General features: G+C 65.8%; 18 protein-coding genes. 12 read left to right on the plus strand and 6 right to left on the minus strand.

Going from position 1 to position 16,947, the window contains the following annotated elements:
* The gene (ybaL, locus tag ACTZWT_RS08950) at positions 1–1,683 is read left to right on the plus strand and encodes a YbaL family putative K(+) efflux transporter (protein WP_444769329.1); all 1,683 of its coding nucleotides are present in this window, start codon (positions 1–3) and stop codon (positions 1,681–1,683) included.
* 48 nt (positions 1,684–1,731) lie between these two features.
* Here the strand turns inward: ybaL and ACTZWT_RS08955 are convergent, their stop codons facing one another.
* Both ACTZWT_RS08955 and ACTZWT_RS08960 read right to left on the minus strand, forming a co-directional pair.
* Positions 1,732–3,801 (minus strand): prolyl oligopeptidase family serine peptidase, encoded by a 2,070-nt coding sequence (locus tag ACTZWT_RS08955; RefSeq protein WP_444769330.1) that lies wholly within the window; start codon positions 3,799–3,801, stop codon positions 1,732–1,734.
* Positions 3,802–3,893: 92 nt separating this feature from the next.
* Entirely contained in the window at positions 3,894–5,120 is a 1,227-nt protein-coding gene (locus tag ACTZWT_RS08960; RefSeq protein WP_444769331.1) for an NADP-dependent isocitrate dehydrogenase, read from the minus strand.
* A 411-nt stretch (positions 5,121–5,531) separates the two neighbouring features.
* On the opposite strand from ACTZWT_RS08960, the gene ACTZWT_RS08965 reads away from it, so the two are divergent.
* Complete coding sequence (locus ACTZWT_RS08965; protein WP_444769332.1) at positions 5,532–6,728, plus strand: TrmJ/YjtD family RNA methyltransferase; 1,197 nt, start codon at positions 5,532–5,534, stop codon at positions 6,726–6,728.
* A 48-nt stretch (positions 6,729–6,776) separates the two neighbouring features.
* Here the strand turns inward: ACTZWT_RS08965 and ACTZWT_RS08970 are convergent, their stop codons facing one another.
* A complete protein-coding gene (locus ACTZWT_RS08970) occupies positions 6,777–7,121 on the minus strand; it encodes a type II toxin-antitoxin system RelE/ParE family toxin (protein WP_444769333.1) in 345 nt (114 codons plus the stop codon).
* 7 nt (positions 7,122–7,128) lie between these two features.
* A complete protein-coding gene (locus tag ACTZWT_RS08975; protein ID WP_444769334.1) occupies positions 7,129–7,416 on the minus strand; it encodes a type II toxin-antitoxin system ParD family antitoxin in 288 nt (95 codons plus the stop codon).
* Positions 7,417–7,647: 231 nt separating this feature from the next.
* Between ACTZWT_RS08975 and ACTZWT_RS08980 the strand changes: the two genes are divergently transcribed.
* The 5 genes from ACTZWT_RS08980 to ACTZWT_RS09000 all read left to right on the plus strand — a co-directional run bounded on the left by ACTZWT_RS08980 (position 7,648) and on the right by ACTZWT_RS09000 (position 11,548).
* Positions 7,648–8,028: a DUF2147 domain-containing protein gene (locus tag ACTZWT_RS08980; RefSeq protein WP_444769882.1), complete on the plus strand. Its 381-nt coding sequence runs from the start codon at positions 7,648–7,650 to the stop codon at positions 8,026–8,028.
* 615 nt (positions 8,029–8,643) lie between these two features.
* A complete protein-coding gene (locus tag ACTZWT_RS08985) occupies positions 8,644–8,805 on the plus strand; it encodes a hypothetical protein (protein ID WP_444769335.1) in 162 nt (53 codons plus the stop codon).
* Positions 8,806–8,947: 142 nt separating this feature from the next.
* Positions 8,948–9,430 carry a transcription elongation factor GreA gene (gene greA / locus ACTZWT_RS08990; RefSeq protein ID WP_444769336.1) on the plus strand — a complete coding sequence of 161 codons (483 nt, stop codon included), beginning with the start codon at positions 8,948–8,950 and terminating at the stop codon, positions 9,428–9,430.
* A gap of 617 nt (positions 9,431–10,047) precedes the next feature.
* Entirely contained in the window at positions 10,048–10,431 is a 384-nt protein-coding gene (locus tag ACTZWT_RS08995) for a hypothetical protein (protein ID WP_444769337.1), read from the plus strand.
* A gap of 295 nt (positions 10,432–10,726) precedes the next feature.
* On the plus strand, positions 10,727–11,548 hold the full coding sequence (locus tag ACTZWT_RS09000; RefSeq protein ID WP_444769338.1) for an isocitrate lyase/PEP mutase family protein: 822 nt from the start codon (positions 10,727–10,729) through the stop codon (positions 11,546–11,548).
* 122 nt (positions 11,549–11,670) lie between these two features.
* Here the strand turns inward: ACTZWT_RS09000 and ACTZWT_RS09005 are convergent, their stop codons facing one another.
* Positions 11,671–11,994: a DUF1476 domain-containing protein gene (locus tag ACTZWT_RS09005; RefSeq protein WP_444769339.1), complete on the minus strand. Its 324-nt coding sequence runs from the start codon at positions 11,992–11,994 to the stop codon at positions 11,671–11,673.
* Between the two features lie 301 nt (positions 11,995–12,295).
* On the opposite strand from ACTZWT_RS09005, the gene purC reads away from it, so the two are divergent.
* The 4 genes from purC to purQ all read left to right on the plus strand — a co-directional run bounded on the left by purC (position 12,296) and on the right by purQ (position 14,542).
* Positions 12,296–13,063, plus strand: a complete 768-nt coding sequence (purC, locus tag ACTZWT_RS09010) for a phosphoribosylaminoimidazolesuccinocarboxamide synthase (protein ID WP_011442598.1) — start codon at positions 12,296–12,298, stop codon at positions 13,061–13,063.
* A gap of 215 nt (positions 13,064–13,278) precedes the next feature.
* Positions 13,279–13,521 carry a phosphoribosylformylglycinamidine synthase subunit PurS gene (purS, locus tag ACTZWT_RS09015; protein ID WP_444769340.1) on the plus strand — a complete coding sequence of 81 codons (243 nt, stop codon included), beginning with the start codon at positions 13,279–13,281 and terminating at the stop codon, positions 13,519–13,521.
* Between the two features lie 23 nt (positions 13,522–13,544).
* Complete coding sequence (locus ACTZWT_RS09020; RefSeq protein WP_444769341.1) at positions 13,545–13,784, plus strand: hypothetical protein; 240 nt, start codon at positions 13,545–13,547, stop codon at positions 13,782–13,784.
* A gap of 56 nt (positions 13,785–13,840) precedes the next feature.
* Complete coding sequence (purQ, locus tag ACTZWT_RS09025; protein ID WP_444769342.1) at positions 13,841–14,542, plus strand: phosphoribosylformylglycinamidine synthase subunit PurQ; 702 nt, start codon at positions 13,841–13,843, stop codon at positions 14,540–14,542.
* A 279-nt stretch (positions 14,543–14,821) separates the two neighbouring features.
* Here purQ and ACTZWT_RS09030 read toward each other — a convergent pair whose 3' ends face one another.
* On the minus strand, positions 14,822–15,343 hold the full coding sequence (locus ACTZWT_RS09030) for a PaaI family thioesterase (RefSeq protein ID WP_444769883.1): 522 nt from the start codon (positions 15,341–15,343) through the stop codon (positions 14,822–14,824).
* A 138-nt stretch (positions 15,344–15,481) separates the two neighbouring features.
* On the opposite strand from ACTZWT_RS09030, the gene ACTZWT_RS09035 reads away from it, so the two are divergent.
* Positions 15,482–16,846, plus strand: a complete 1,365-nt coding sequence (locus ACTZWT_RS09035) for a TrpB-like pyridoxal phosphate-dependent enzyme (protein WP_444769343.1) — start codon at positions 15,482–15,484, stop codon at positions 16,844–16,846.
* Positions 16,847–16,947 lie beyond the last annotated feature (101 nt).

Genomic DNA, 16,947 nt, shown 5'->3' on the forward strand with positions numbered 1-16,947 from the left:
ATGGAACACAACACCCCTCTCATTTCCACCATCGTGGCCGGCCTGGTGCTGGCTTTCATGTTCGGTGTCGCGGCGCAGCGGCTGCGCGTGTCGCCGCTGGTGGGCTATCTGCTCGCCGGCGTCGTGATCGGTCCGTTCACGCCCGGCTACGTCGCCGACCAGCGCCTTGCCAACGAACTCGCCGAGATCGGCATCATCCTGCTGATGTTCGGCGTCGGCCTGCATTTCTCGCTGAAGGATCTGCTGTCGGTGAGGAGGATCGCGATCCCCGGCGCGGTGGTGCAGATCGGCGTCGCGACGGCGCTCGGCGTCGGCCTCGGTCATACGCTCGGCTGGACGTTCGGGGGTGGGCTGGTGTTCGGCCTGGCGCTGTCGGTGGCGAGCACCGTGGTGCTGCTGCGCGCGTTGCAGGAGCGCCGTCTGATCGACAGCAATCGCGGCCGGATCGCGGTCGGCTGGCTGATCGTCGAGGATCTGGCGATGGTGCTGACGCTGGTGCTGCTGCCGGCGGTGGCGGGCCTGCTCAAGGGCGAGGCCAATGGCGCGAGGTGGGACAGCGTGGCGCTGCCGATCGCGCTGACGCTCGGCAAGGTCGCCGCCTTCGTGGCGTTCATGCTGGTGGTCGGCCGCCGCGTGATCCCGTGGATGCTGCACTATGTGGCGCATACCGGCTCGCGCGAGCTGTTTCGCCTCGCGGTACTGGCGATCTCGCTCGGCGTGGCGTTCGGCGCGGCGATGCTGTTCGACGTGTCGTTCGCGCTCGGCGCGTTCTTCGCCGGCATGATCCTGTCGGAATCCGAGCTCAGCCAGCGCGCCGCCAACGAGACACTGCCGCTGCGCGACGCCTTCGCGGTGCTGTTCTTCGTCTCGGTCGGCATGCTGGTCGATCCCGGCATCCTGATCCGCGAGCCGCTGCCGGTGCTCGCCACCGTGCTGATCATCATTTTCGGCAAATCGCTGGCGGCGTTCCTGATCGTGCGGCTGTTCGGCCACCCGACGATGACGGCGCTGACGATCTCAGCCAGCCTGGCGCAGATCGGCGAATTCTCCTTCATCCTCGCCAGCCTCGGCGTCAGCCTTGCCTTGTTGCCGGAGCGTGGCCGCGATCTGGTGCTGGCCGGTGCGATCATTTCGATCCTGCTCAATCCGCTGATGTTCGCGCTGCTCGATCGCTTCGGCATGCGCGAGTCGCTGTCGAAGGCGAAGGTGAAAGCGCCCGATCCGGACGCCCAGGCGAAGACCGCGCCGGGCGCGGGGGCCCCGCCGGCGCATCACGACGGCCACGTCGTGCTGATCGGCTACGGCCGGGTCGGCTCCACCGTCAGCGCGGCGCTGCGCCAGGACGGCGCGGTCTTCGTGGTGATCGAGAATGACGCCGAACGCGTGGCGCAGCTGCTGCGCGAGGGGATCGCCGCGATCGGCGGCAACGCCGCCGCGCCGGAGATGCTGGAAGCCGCCGGGATCGCCAGCGCGCGCGGCCTGCTGGTGGCGATCCCCGACGCCTTCGAGGGCGGCCAGATCGTCGCCAAGGCGCGTGCGCTGAATGCCGAGCTTCCGATCATCGCCCGCGCGCATTCGGCCGAGGAGGTCGCGCACCTGAAGTCCAACGGCGCCGACGTGGTGATCATGGGCGAGGACGAGATCGCCAAGGCGATGGTGACGAGACTGGGCCACCCGGCCTAGCGGCGAAGTGGTCGATGTTGCAGCCGGTCATGCCGGCGCGCGCAGCGCTCAAGCCGCGCAGATCGTGCTGCGCAAAAACGCAAAGCCGAGCGCCTGACTCTGCGCCTGCTTGGTGTTGTCGACCGCGCCGGAATGGCCGCCCGCGACGGTTTCGTCGAACCACACCGGCTGCCCCAAGGCCTGCAGCCGGGCCGCCATTTTGCGGGCGTGGCCGGGGTGCACTCGATCGTCGGTGCGGTTGGTGGTGATGAAGATCGGCGGGTAGGGTTTCTCGCCACCCGCCAGATGATAAGGCGAGAAGCGGCGGATGAACTGCCACTCCTCGGGATTTTCCGGGTCGCCATATTCGGCGATCCAGCTCTGCCCGGCGAGTAGTTTGGTGTAGCGCGCCATGTCGAGCAGCGGCACGCTGCACCAGATCGCGCCGAACAACTCCGGATAACGCGTCAGCATGTTGCCGACCAGCAATCCGCCATTGCTGCCGCCGTGGCAGGCGAGTTTGGCTGCGGTGGTGACGCCGCTCGCCGCGAGATCGCGTGCGACCGCTGCGAAGTCGTCATGCGCGACGTGCTTCGTCGCCTTGCGGGACGCCAGATGCCAGGACGGGCCGAACTCGCCGCCACCGCGGATATTGGCGAGCGCATAGACATGACCTCGCTCGAGCCACAGCTTGCCGACCACGCTCATGTAAGACGGCGTCAGCGACACCTCGAAGCCGCCATAGCCATAGAGAATCGTCGGCCGCGGCGGGCCGCCGGCGGACAAGTGCCTGCCGATCAGGAAATACGGAATCCGGGTCCCGTCGGCCGCGAGTGCGTGGCGCTGTTCGACCTCGATCCCGGTTGCGTCGAACGAGGCCGGAGCGCGCTTCAGCAATTCCGGGGCGCCTTCGCCGGTCCACAGCGCCGTCGTGGTCGGCTGGTCGAAGCCGGTTGCCGTCAGCACCAGTTCGCGGCCCAGTTCGGGCTCGTCCTCGCCGCCGAAATTCTCCGCATAGATCGAGGCGTTGTCCGGCAGGTCGGGCAGGGCGCGGCTGCTCCAGCCGCCTTCTCCGCGGCTGGCGAGCTCGATGCGGCCGCGGACGTCGTCGAGGATCTGCAACACCACGCCGTGGCGTGTTTCCAGCCAGGACTGCAGCGACCGGGTCGGGGTCGGCGCGAAGACGATCTCGAAATCGCGCGCGCCCGCAAGGAAACGATCGAGCCCGATCACCGCCAACGCTCCGGCGGCGATGGTCCGGTCGCCGACGCGCCAGTCCTCTTTCGGACTGAACAACAGGTCGGCGGCATTGAGCGAGATCGATACCTGCTCCGGCAGGTCGAGCCGAAGCCGCTGGCCGGCGAAAGCGCCATGTTGCGGCTCGACGAAGATCTGCGCGCGGGTGAAATCCAGCGCCCGCCAATAGGCGACCGCCTCGTGGGTCGGCCGGCGATTGACGCTGAACCAGGCAGCGACGTCCTCCTTCTCGACCTCGAACACGATCTCGGCGGCGTCGAGCGGGGTGCCGCGGCGCCATTTGCGCACCAGCCGGCCGTAGCCGGCCGCCGTGCTGTCTTCGGCTCCGAGCGCACTGCCGAACAGGATGGTGTCCTGATCGAGCCAGTCGGCGCGGGTCTTGGCCTGCGGGATTGCAAATCCGCCATCGACGAAGCGCTTGGTTGCGAGATCGAATTCGCGGAGTTCGACTGCGTCGGTGCCGTTGAACGAAAGGCTGACCAGCGCCCGCGTTTTGTCCGGCGAGCGCACCGCGCCGGCGAACGCCCAGGACACGCCCTCGGCGGCATTCAGCGCATCGATGTCGAGCAGCAGTTCCCAATCCGGCGTGACGCTGCGATAGCTCGCGAGGGTGGTGCGGCGCCAGAGCCCGCGCGGATGCGCCTTGTCCTTCCAGAAATTATAGAGGTGGTCGCCGGATTTGTGTACGAACGGGATGCGGTCATCGGCATTCAGGATGTCGAGCACGGCGTCGAAATCGGCGATGTAGGCGGCATCGCAGAATTGCGCTCTGGTAAGCGCATTCTGCGCCTCGACCCAGCCCACGGCCCGGTCGCCTTCGATCTCCTCCAGCCACAGCAGATCGTCGTCGGCGCCGTCGGCCGGATTGCCCGATGAGGTCATTGCACACCTGTCCCAAACAAAAGCCCGGGCGCGGGTCCCGGGCTTTCAGATCATGGAGTTCGATCGCCCACGCCTGTCGCGCGAGCCTGCGCTCAGGCGGCCTTCGGCTCGCTCATCGCCTTGTGGAGGTTCTGCGCGACCTTGTCGAGGAAGCCCTCGGTCGACAGCCAGCGCTGGTCGGCGCCGACCAGCAGCGCGAGGTCCTTGGTCATGGCGCCGGCTTCGACGGTCTCGACGCAGACCTTCTCCAGCGTGTCGGCGAACTTCGCCAGTTCCTCGTTGCTGTCGAGCTTGGCGCGATGGGCGAGGCCGCGGGTCCAGGCGAAGATCGAGGCGATCGAATTGGTCGAGGTCGCCTTGCCCTTCTGGTGCTCGCGATAGTGCCGGGTGACGGTGCCGTGGGCGGCTTCGGCTTCCACCGTCTTGCCGTCCGGGGTCATCAGCACCGAGGTCATCAGGCCGAGCGAACCGTAGCCCTGCGCCACGGTGTCGGACTGCACGTCGCCGTCGTAGTTCTTGCAGGCCCAGACGTAGCCGCCCGACCATTTCAGCGCCGAGGCGACCATGTCGTCGATCAGCCGGTGCTCGTAGGTCAGGCCCTTGGCGTCGTAGTCCTTCTTGAACTCGGCGTCGAAGATCTCCTGGAAGATGTCCTTGAAGCGCCCATCATAGACTTTCATGATGGTGTTCTTGGTCGACAGATACACCGGATAGTTCCGGATCAGGCCGAAATTCAGCGAGGCGCGGGCGAAGTCCCTGATCGACTCGTCGAGGTTGTACATCGACATCGCGACGCCGGCGCCGGGCGCCTTGAACACTTCGCGCTCGATCACCTGGCCGTCGTCGCCGACGAACTTCATCGTCAGCGTGCCGGGGCCGGGGAACTTGATGTCGGTCGCGCGGTACTGGTCGCCATAGGCGTGGCGGCCGATCACGATCGGCTTGGTCCAGCCCGGCACCAGCCGGGGCACGTTCTTGCAGATGATCGGCTCGCGGAAGATCACGCCGCCGAGAATGTTGCGGATGGTGCCGTTCGGCGACTTCCACATGTTCTTGAGGCCGAATTCCTCCACCCGCGCTTCGTCCGGGGTGATGGTGGCGCATTTGACGCCGACGCCGACCTGCTTGATGGCGTTCGCCGCATCGATGGTGACCTGATCGTCGGTCTTGTCGCGGTGCTCCATGCCCAGATCGAAATACATCAGCTCGACATCAAGGAACGGCGTGATCAGCTTGTCCTTGATCATCTGCCAGATGATCCGGGTCATCTCGTCGCCGTCGAGTTCGACGACGGGGTTGGTCACCTTGATTTTCGCCATGCGGGATCGGGCCTTCTTTGAGACAGCGCTTCGTTCTGGGCGGGATTGGGCGTGAGCCGCGCCCGCTATAGCACCGGCCTGCGCACGCCGAAAGGTGAATGGACGGGCAAAATGGCAGGAATTGCAGCGCTCCGGGGTGACGGCCGGACGGCTTACGGGCGCGGGCGCCGGCGGCCGCGCGAAACTCGCCGCTCATGCATCGGATGAACCCGCGCTTCAGGTTCTTAGCGAATCGTCAAAATTCACGGTAAACGCATTATTTCGCTTGAGAAATTCCGCCGGAATTGGCACCCCGGAGATCGCGGAACGGGGCCGCGGCGGCCGCCTTGTTCAAGCTCCGCTATAATCTCAACACGCATGCGCTGCGCGCCCTCGGTCGACCCCGAGGGCTGTTCTCGGAAAGCTCGTTTCATGGCCGGTTCCGGCACCGATAAATCCAAGCCTGCGGCAGACCTGGCCGGCCCCGTTGTGATTCTCGTTGAACCTCAACTGGGCGAGAATATCGGGATGTGCGCCCGCGCCATGGGTAATTTCGGCCTGAAACGTTTACGTCTGGTGAAGCCGCGCGACGGCTGGCCGAATGTCCATGCCCGCCGCTCGGCCTCCGGCGCCGATCACATCCTCGACGCGGTCGAGCTGTTCGACACGGTGCAGGACGCGGTGGCCGACTGCACGCTGCTGTTCGCCACCACCGCGCGCGCACACGATCAGGCCAAGCCGGTGCGCGGGCCGGAGGCGGCGGCGCAGGAGATGATCACCGCGGCCGCGAGCGGCGGCACCGCCGGCATCCTGTTCGGCCGCGAGCGCTACGGCCTGCAGAACGAGGAGGTGGCGCTCGCCAACCGCATCGTCACCTTCCCGGTCAATCCCGCCTTCGCCTCGCTCAACCTCGCCCAGGCCGTGCTGCTGATGGGCTACGAATGGTTCAAGCACGCCACCGGCGGCGCGCTGCCCTATGCGATGCCGGAGCGCTCCGAGCCCGCGTCGCAGCACCAGATGACCGCGTTCTTCGACAACCTCGTCGCCGAGCTCGACCGCGTGGAGTTTCTGCGCCCGCCGGAGAAGCGCGACACCATGCTGGTGAACCTGCGCAACATCTTCACCCGGATGGATCCGACCAGGCAGGACATCCACACGCTGCACGGCGCGGTGATGGCGATCGCGGAAGGGCGCAAGGGCCCCGCCAAGGGCGGCGTGCTCGACGGCGCGCAGGCGACCAAGCTGCGCGCGCTCTTGGCCGAACGCGCCGCCGCGGGCCATGGCGACGACGCCGGCTCGATGCGCGGTCTCGCCCGCATGCTCCGCCGCAATCCGACCGACGCCGAGCGGCTGCTGTGGGAGCATCTGCGCAAGGACCGCCGCTTCGCAGGGACCTTCAAGCGCCAGACCCCGGTCGGCCGCCACATCCCGGATTTCGTCTCGTTCCCCCACCGCATCGCGATCGAACTGGTCAACCCCGACGAGAGCGACGCGATCGCGACCGACCGCGCCGCGCGCAAGGAGTGGCTGGAGGCGCGGGACTACCGTGTGGTGCTGATCGAGGCCGCGGCGGTGGAGCGAGATATCGCCGAAGTGCTGGGCGGGCTGGAGGCGGTGCTGAAGGGGTAGGCGAGCGGATCGCCGGCGGGAGACGCCGTGCTGGGCCGACAGCGCAGGTCAGTCGGGGTCAGATGGAATGTGGCGTTCGAGGTCCATGCGATCATGCAGAATACGCACGATGTCGATCATGCCGTCAGGCGCGGTGCGGTACATCAGAAAATGACGTCCATGCCGGCCCCGTCGCGCAACATGGAGCGTGCGAAGGCCTGACATGATGTCGTCCCGCGCCTTCGAGCCTGCGAGGTGGGGGCCTTCGGCGAGTTCGCCGATCGCCTGAATGAGCGTGTCCCGATAAACGCGCGCTTGTTTTGTGCCGAACGTCTCGGTGGTCCATTTGACGATGTTGGCAAAGTCGACTTCCGCTGGAGCGCCAAGGCGAACGCGCCATCTGCGGCCGGCCATGACAGATCTATTCGGCGGTGCGGGAGATGATCGTCTCGGAGAGATCGTTCAAAAAGCTTTGCAGCTCTTCGATCGTCCTGAACTCTTTGGACTCACCTCGATCCAGTGCGCCGATGCCGGCGCTGGCCGCTTCGCGCAGCGCCTGCAGCTTGCCGGCGTCTTCCACCTCGCGTTGCTCCACCAGCCGCAAGCCATCGCGCAGCACTTCGCTGGCGTTCTGGTAGCGGCCCGACTTGACGAGCGTTTCGACGAGCCTCTCTTGGCGCTCGGTCAGCACGACATTTCTGGTGGGCATCGGACACTCATGTGAAGACGACCGTATGGCATAATATGCCATATTTTCCGGGGTGCCTCAACCAGAGTGGCCACACCTTGTCGATCGGCGCGCGCTGGTCCGTTCCCGATCCGATTGACTTGCGCCCCACCGCGCGATTGGCTGATCGCAAGCGGCGATGCGCCGCGCGAACGACGATCGGGAGGGGACATGCGGACAACATCGACATCATCGCGTCGCGTCGGCTCGGGGATGGTCGCCGGGCTGGCGCTGTTGGCAGTCGCCGCGACGACGGCCGCGACCGCCGGCGCGGCCCGCGCCGACGACGTCGCCGGCACCTGGCTGCGCGACACCGGGCTGTCCAAGGTCAAGTTCGCGCCCTGCGGCGGTGCGGTCTGCGGCACGCTGGTCTGGCTCAAGCCGGGCATCGAGACGCCGGCCAAGGTCGGCCAAAAGGTGTTCTTCGACATGAAGCCGTCCGGACCGAACGCCTGGGCCGGCAGCGCCTTCAATCCGGAGGACGGCAAGACCTATTCGGGCAAGATGACGCTGGCCGGCGGCACGCTGACCACCCAGGGCTGCGCCATGGGCGGCCTGATCTGCAAATCCTCGACCTGGACGCGGTCGAACTGAGCGCAGACCGCGGCCGGCGGCGGGACCGCAGGCCGGCTCGCGACGCCGCGATCCTCGCCCCGGGCGCTCCGGCCCTGGTGGCGCGGCTGTTCGGACAGGGCGGCGCTCAGTTGTCCTCCTCGGATGATCTGCCGCCAGCCGGGCGAAAATAATCCGTCGGCAGCGGTCAAATCTGACCAGCGGGGTTTCCTCATCGGCGACACGCTTGGTGCTACGACGCACTTCATGAAAACCAGCCGTTGAGAGGACGACCGCCGTTCGCGTGCCCGCGATCATTGCCGGACTTCTCGCTGCCCGGGGAGTCGAGGTGGTGACCAGGAGCCTTGGGCAGTCATGCCCGAGACTCCTGACCCGGCGGCCGCGGTGCCGGCCAAGATCCGGCGTGCCGTCCCGATCTCGGCAGCGTGAGGACGAGGAGTTCGATGAATCATTGCAGATGGCCGAGGTCGCCTTCGCGTGGCCCGATGTCGTCCTGGTCGATCGTCCCGGACCGCGTCGTGATCGCGATCGTGTGGCGGCACCCGGGACGCCGTGACATCACCTCGTGCGGGCCGCCGGCTCGTCCGGCGGCTGTCGCTTTCGTCGACCGGGCGGGATCCTCGTCGGTCTCCGTCCATGATTGAGCGCCTGGCCTATCTCCAGTCCGTCGCCGATCGCTGCCGCGTGGTCGCCGCCGCTGCGGCGCCGAATCCGGCCGAAAGACTGATCCTGCTGGCGATCAAGCTCGAAGCGATGAAGCGCGAGCAGAGCGGGCCGCAGCCGCCACCGGGCAAATAATCCCACTTCCATCGCTCCAAGCCGGATCCGCGCGGGATCGTCGACCCGCCGCGGGCGTTCGAACCAACGCGCCAGCGCGGCGTTGCCCGCACTGGCCGAGCCGCGATAGGTTCGGCCGCAATCCCTCGTACGGAGATATCGATTGAGCGTCGCCTTCACCAAGGAAGAGAGTGCCGAAACCGCGTCGGAGACGATGCTGCCGGATCGGCCGATTTCGGAGCACCCGAACCTCGTCACCGCCGCCGGGCTGCAGGCGCTGGAAGCGCAGCTCGCGCAGGCGCGCGCCGGCGTCGAGGCCGCCGCGAAAATCGAGGACGTCAACGAGCGCCGCCGCGCCGAGGCGATCCCGGCGCGCGACCTGCGCTATTTCGACATCCGCGTCCGCAGCGCGCAACTAATGCCCGAGCCGGAGACCAACGACGTCGTCGCGTTCGGCTCCACCGTCACCTTCCGCCGCCCCGACGGCCGCGTCCAGACCTACCGCATCGTCGGCGAAGACGAAGCCGACCCGAAGCAGGGCACGATCTCGTTCGTGGCGCCGGTAGCAAGGCTGATGATGGGCAAGAGCGTCGGCGACGTGGTGGGGAAGGATGCGCAGGAGCTGGAGGTGGTGGGGGTTGGGTAGTTGGGGCCGCCTGGTCTAGTGCGCCCTTACGACCCTCTGTATGGCTGTCTCTGGCATCATACCAATTTCGAGTGCTGATTGATCGAGCTATATAGTTCTCAGTGCCGAATTCACAACAAGTGATCTTTTGCGGCATTTCGCGACGAGTGGTGACGGATAGGCGTTGCGAAAACCGAGCGTCGGGGTTGGGGGCGCAGAATGCGCGAAGTAGTCACTAGTCAGATGCGCCATAGATCGTGGTGCGTTAGGCAAGTCGATTTTGTCTATCGCCTCTGTCCAAAGGCGCTGGTTCTTCCCACGTATAGTAGTCTTCCATCTTGCGGCCCCCTCAGTCGTTCGCCTCTTGGATCAAGAAACCGTGACCATCAATGTTCGTGCTGTTACCCTGCAGCAAGCGTAGCCCGGGTGAGCGCAGCGATACCCGGGGATAGTTGATATTCTTCCTGTATGTCGCCGCGCTGATGCCGGGCGGCCCTGAGAGAGACCCTGTTGTTCTTCGTCCGGCCCATCCGTGGTGAACCCATCCTTCCATGACATCCGCGTCCTTCGCCGAGCCATTTCATCGTGCCTCAATCCGGCGATGATAACCTCGCGCCATTCTTGTCGGAGGATGTGTCATGTTACCATTGAAGTATTGTTTGCTCGCCGCGACCGCTGCTGTGTTGCTGGTCGGTCCTGTCGCCGCGCAGACGGCGCCGGCTGGGGCCGACGGGCAAAGCACGCCGGTCCGGATCCAGACCAATCTCACCTTCTTCCTGCCCGGCGCCGTGTCCGGGGACGAGCTGCCGCAGAAGATCGATCAGGCGCGCAAGATCGTCTATCAGCTGGCGATGCGGGAGTGCGAGACGCTGCGCAGCACGATCGCCAGGGACTGCAAGCTGGAATCCGTCAACAGCAATATCCGGCAGTCCGAATCCCGGCCGCAGCAGTTGCAGCAGCCCCAAGGCTATCACGTCAGCGGATCAATCCAGTCGCTGATCAGTCTGAAGCCGCAGCCTTAGCCATTCCGCCAGCCGGCGCACTCCGGCGTTAATGTTTCGCCGTGAGCCGCAGCTGGCCGGGCGAACATCCGCTCCCAGAGCTTGTGTGCATCGGCGCAGCCGCGCGCCAGATCCGGGCGGTCCGCTCCGGACGTCACGATTCGCGGTGATTCGTCGCCGCTTTGTTCCGCTGGCGTTCCGAACGTTAAGACGGGCGGGACGGGCTGTCGCAAGGTGGGACAGGTCGGCGCGCCGGATCGCTCGACCGACGCGGGCGTCGTGCTAGCCTGGCGCAAAACCAACAGGGAGCCCGCCGATGCCCGTCCCCACCGCCGCCAAGCGCGCCGCGTTCCGCAAGCTGCACGCCTCCGGCTGCTTCGTGCTGCCGAATCCGTGGGATGTCGGCTCGGCGCGGCTGTTGCAGCATCTCGGGTTTCAGGCGCTGGCCTCGACCAGTTCGGGCTATGCGTGGTCGACCGGGCGCGCCGACAATCGCGTCAGCTGCGACGACGTGCTGGCGCATCTGACGACGCTGAGCGCCGCGGTCGATCTGCCGGTCAACGCCGATTTCGAAGGCGGATTCGCCGACGCGCCCGAAGGCGTCGCCGCTAATGTCACCCGCGCGGTGGCGACCGGGATCGCCGGCCTGTCGATCGAGAATTCCACCGGCGACTCATCGCGGCCGCTGTACGACGACGCGCTCGGCGTCGAACGGATCGCGGCTGCGCGCGCCGCGATCGATGCCACTGGCGAGGACGTACTGCTGGTGGCGCGCTGCGAGGGTTTTCTGTGGGGCGAGCGCGATCTCGGCAAGACCACGGCGCGGCTGGTCGCCTTCGCCGAGGCCGGCGCCGATTGCCTGTATGCGCCGGGCGTGTCGACCGAAGCGGAGATCACCGCGCTGGTGAAGGCGATCGCGCCGAAGCCGCTCAACGTGCTGATCGTGCAGCCGACCATGACGGTCGCCGCACTCGCCGACCTCGGCGTCCGCCGCATCAGCGTGGGCGGCGCACTGGCGCGGTCGGCCTGGGCCGGGTTTCTGAACGCGGCGCGCGAGATCGCCGAGGAGGGGACGTTCACGGCATTCGCCGGGGCGGCGAAGGGGGCGGAGTTGAACGGGGTGTTCGGGGGGAAGTAGAATTTTGTCATTCCGGGGCGGCCGAAGCGCAACAAAATGCCCGGGACCAGCCCGGGCATTTCAGCATCGATTCTCCGACAAAGGGATCAGGCGCACGCCGCGGCGCGCCCGCCCGACGCGGCTTATTTGCCGGCCTTGATCTCGATCGCCGCCTGGGCGAGGAATTCGCCCATCTTCAGCCGCAGTTCCTGCTCGGACACCGTGATGCCCTTGTCGGTGAGGTCCTTGGTGACCTTGCGGATCACGTCGGCGTCGCCGGCCTCTTCGAGGTCCGAGATCACCACATCCTTGGCGTAAGCCGCGGCGGCGTCGCCGGACAGGCCGAGCTTTTCGGCCACCCACAGGCCGAGCAGCTTGGAGCGGCGCGCCTCGGCCTTGAATTTCTGCTCTTCGTCGAGCGCGAACTTCCTCTCGAAGCCTTCTTCGCGCTTGTCGAAACTGGTCATGTGCGAATTCCGATCTCTCTGCGGGGGGACGGGGCCCCGCCGGTTTGCGGTGGGCGGTTCGGATGCCTAGATATCCAGCAGGAACCACAATGACAACCGCCCACAACAGCGCAGGCGGCGGGTAAAACTTCGGTGCGACCGGCCGGATCGATTGTGCCGGGGCCCCCAATCAGCTAGGTTGCGGCAAGGCTAGGTTCTTGTTCTGTTTCCTGTTCCGGCCTTCACGGCAGCTCCGCCGTGGGTCCCAATCGTCAGACGGAGCCACCCATCCATGGATTTCAACAAAACACGGTACATCCCCATGAGCCGGCGACGTCGCATTTATGAAGGCAAGGCCAAGGTGCTGTATGAAGGCCCCGAACCTGGAACCCTGATTCAGCACTTCAAGGACGACGCTACCGCGTTCAACGCCAAGAAGCATCAGGTGATCGAGGGCAAGGGCGTCCTCAACAACCGGATCTCGGAGTACCTGTTTCAGCACCTCAACGACATCGGGGTGCCGACGCATTTCATCCGCCGGCTGAACATGCGCGAGCAACTGATCCGCGAAGTCGAGATCGTGCCGCTCGAGGTGGTGGTGCGCAACGTCGCCGCCGGCTCGCTGTCGCAGCGGCTCGGGATCGAGGAAGGCACCCAATTGCCGCGCTCGATCATCGAGTTCTATTACAAGAACGACCAGCTCAACGACCCGATGGTCTCGGAAGAGCACATCACCGCGTTCGGCTGGGCGACCCCGCAGGAGATCGACGACATCATGGCGCTGGCGATCCGCGTCAATGATTTCCTCACCGGGCTGTTTTTGGGCATCGGCATCCGCCTGGTCGACTTCAAGATGGAATGCGGCCGATTGTTCGAAAACGACATGATGCGGATCATCGTCGCCGACGAGATCTCGCCGGATTCGTGCCGGCTGTGGGACATCAAGTCGAACGAGAAGCTCGACAAGGACCGCTTCCGCCGCGACCTCGGCGGCCTCCTGGAGGCCTATACCGAAGTCGCCAAGCGCCTCGGCATCCTGATGGAAAACGAGCGCCCGGCCGGCTCCGGCCCGGTGCTGGTGAAGGGCTGACGCGCGCCGCATCCGCCGCCGTCATCCTGAGGTGCGAGCCGGCTTCGGCTCGCCTCGAAGGATGACAGCCGCTAGCGACGTCATTCCGGGGCGCGCGTAGCGCGAACCCGGAATCCAGAAGTTATTGAACGATCGAGATTCCGGGTTCGCTCGCTGCGCGAGCGCCCCGGAATGACGGATAGGGCAGAGGCTCTATCCGACACGACGAGGGGACCATGAAGGCACGCGTTACAGTCACATTGAAGAACGGGATCCTCGATCCCCAGGGCAAGGCGATCGAGGGCGCGCTGAAGTCGCTCGGCGTCGCCGGCATCGCCAGCGTGCGGCAGGGCAAGGTGTTCGACATCGAACTCGCCGGCGCCGATCCGGCCAAGGCCGAAGCCGCGCTGAAAGACGCCGCCGACAAGCTGCTCGCCAACACCGTGATCGAGAATTATCGCGTCGAGGTGCTGGGCTAAGTTCAAGTTCAGAGGATCAGGTCATGGCTGAAGTGAGCAATGAGTTGATTCTTGAAGTGCTGAAGCAGGTTCAGCAGCGATTGGACAAGGTCGACCATAAGGTCGACGAACTAAAGTCCGAAATGAACGCCATGCGTGGCTATTTGATTTCCATGCAACAGGACGTCCAGAATGTATACGCAATCCTCGGTCGCTTCGATGGTCGGCTCGAACATATTGAGCGCCGTCTCGACCTGAATGACGCGCCGACGATGTCGACCTAACTAATCGCAGTGGACGAGATCATCCCAGGCCCGCTTTACGCGAAATCGGAAATTGCATGAAATCCGCTGTCCTCGTCTTCCCCGGCATCAATCGCGAGCGCGACATGGCGCGCGCGCTCAAGCTCGTCTCCGGCCATGACGCCGCGATGGTGTGGCATGCCGACACCGAACTGCCGAACGGCACCGACCTCGTGGTGGTGCCGGGCGGCTTCTCCTACGGCGATTATCTGCGCTGCGGCGCGATCGCGGCGCGGGCGCCGGTGATGGACGCGGTCCGCAAATTCGCGAGTGGCGGCGGCCTGGTGCTCGGCGTCTGCAACGGCTTCCAGATCCTGTGCGAGTCGGGGCTGCTGCCCGGTGTGTTGATGCGCAACGCGCGGCTGAAATTCATCTGCCGCGACGTGCATCTGCGGGTCGAGCGCAACGACAGCCCGTTCACCCGCGGCTATACGGCCGGTCAGGTGATCAAGGTCCCGGTCGCGCACGGCGAAGGCAATTACGAGGCCGACGAAGACACCGTGAAGCGGCTCGAGAGCGACGGCCGGGTGCTGTATCGCTATTGCTCGCCCGAGGGCGAGATCGGCGAGAGCTCGAACATCAACGGCGCCGCCGCCTCGATCGCCGGCATCGTCAACGAGCGCGGCAATGTGCTGGGCATGATGCCGCATCCGGAAAACCACGTCGAAGACATCATGGGCTGCACCGACGGCCGCGGCCTGTTCGCCGGGCTGGCGGCGCATCTGAAGCGGGCGGCGTAGTTATTAGCTGTCATTGCCGGGCTCGCCCCGGCAATCCATCTTCTTCGTCAGAACGACCTTGTCGTGCTCACCGCGGATGACAAGCCCCTCGTTCGTCATTCCGGGGCGCTCACGCAGTGAGCGAACCCGGAATCCATAACCACTGCATTCTCGATGATGCGCGGCCTCGATGACACGCGGCGTTGCAGCGCTCTTTGATCAGCCATTCGTCCAGGGGCTATGGATTCCGGGTTCGCGCTATGCGCGCCCCGGAATGACGGGGAAAGGCCGTGCTCGCCCTCAGTGACTATCCGCCACTTCGGTCGCCGGCACCTTCCGCCTTACCCGCTTGATCGTCCCTGAAAACGTGAACAGCGGCCGCTCGCCGCTTTTCAGCATGCCGCGGACGAAGATCAGCGACTTGCCGGCGCGGGTCACTTCGCCGGTGGCTTCGATCAGTTCGCCTTCGAATGCCGCGTCGAGGAATTCGGCGCCGAACGCGACCGTCACGCCCGGTCCGTCGAGCTCCCTGGTGGCGATCGCGAACAGGCAGTAGTCGGCGAAGGTCATGAAGCAGCCGCCGTGCACGGCCTTCATGCCGTTGAGATGCTTCTTCTCGACCCGGAAGGCGCAGCGCACGCGGCCGTCGTCGTCGAGGCGGTGCCAGAACGGGCCGTTGTGGGATTCGAAGGTGTCGCGCGTCCAGGTGCGCCAGCCGGCGAATTCGCCCTCGGTCGCGATCGTGAGGTCGGGGCGGTGGGAGTGGGTGGTGTCGGCTGTCTGCTGCACGGCGGAATTATCCTTTGGTCGAGTCCCTTCCATAAAACCGATGATGCGCTGCAATGCAAATCGCAGCCTTGTGCGGCCGGCGTGATTCAATTGACACGGCGCAATTGGCAGGCCGCCGCGCGCTGTATTACCCTCCCGGCCGCACCAAGGGGCCGCCTGAGGGAGAACAGAATGAGCGACCAGATCAAGTACGTCCTGGACGAGGAGAACATCCCGAAGTCCTGGTACAATCTCAATGCCGACTTTCCCAAGCCGGTGCCCGACGTGCTGCATCCGGGCACGCACCAGCCGGTCGGCCCGAGCGATCTGGAGCCGCTGTTTCCGATGGAGTTGATCCTCCAGGAGGTCGCGACCGATCGCTACATCGATATTCCCGCGCCGGTGCGCGACGTGTTCCGGATGTGGCGTCCGTCGCCGCTGGTGCGTGCGCGCCGCCTCGAGCAGGCGCTCGGCACCCCGGCGAAGATCTACTACAAATACGAAGGCGTCTCGCCGGCCGGCTCGCACAAGCCGAACACCGCCGTGCCGCAGGCCTGGTACAACAAAGAGGCCGGCATCAGGAAGCTGTCGACCGAGACCGGCGCCGGGCAGTGGGGCTCGTCGCTGGCGTTCGCGGGTTCGCTGTTCGGGCTCGACGTGCTGGTGTTCCAGGTCCGGATCTCGTTCGACCAGAAACCGTATCGCCGCGCGCTGATGGAAACCTACGGCGCGCGCTGCATCGCCTCGCCCTCGACCGAAACCGAGTCCGGCCGCGCCATCCTGGCACAGAACCCCGACAGCCCCGGCTCGCTCGGCATCGCGATCTCCGAAGCGGTCGAAGTCGCCGCGAAGAATCCGGACATCAAATACGCGCTCGGCTCGGTGCTCAATCACGTCATGCTGCACCAGACCATCATCGGCCAGGAGGCGATCAAGCAGTGTGAGATGGCGGGTGACGATCCCGACGTGATCATCGGCTGCGCCGGCGGCGGCTCGAATTTCGCCGGCCTGGCGTTCCCGTTCCTCGGCCTGCAACTGCGCGGCGGCCGCACGCGGCGGATCATCGCGGTCGAGCCGGCGGCGTGCCCGACGCTGACGCGCGGCACCTACGCCTACGACTTCGGCGACACCGCGCATCTCACGCCCTTGGTGAAGATGCACACGCTCGGCTCGACCTTCATTCCGCCGGGCTTTCACGCCGGCGGCCTGCGCTATCACGGCATGAGCGGGATGGTGTCGCACGCCTATGAGCTCGGCCTGATCGAGGCGCGCGCCTACAAGCAGGTCGGCTGTTTCGAAGCCGGCGTGCAGTTCGCCCGCACCGAGGGCATCGTGCCGGCGCCGGAATCGACCCATGCGGTGCGCTGCGCGATCGACGAGGCGCTGCGCTGCAAGGCAGAAGGCAAGGCGGAGACCATCCTGTTCAACCTTTCCGGCCACGGCCATTTCGACATGCAGGCCTACATCAACTACTTCGAGGGCAAGCTGGTCGACGTCGACTACAACGAAGCCGATCTGGAAACCGCGCTGGCGGCACTGCCGGCGGTGGCGGCCTGAGGCGCTCTTAACCTCTCCCCGCCCTTTTGCGGGGAGAGGTCGGCACGCATCGCAGATGCGTGACGGGTGAGGGGCCGGGCACTGCCGTCAATCCGAACTCG

This window comes from Rhodopseudomonas sp. NSM, from assembly GCF_052445935.1.
GTDB lineage: Bacteria > Pseudomonadota > Alphaproteobacteria > Rhizobiales > Xanthobacteraceae > Rhodopseudomonas.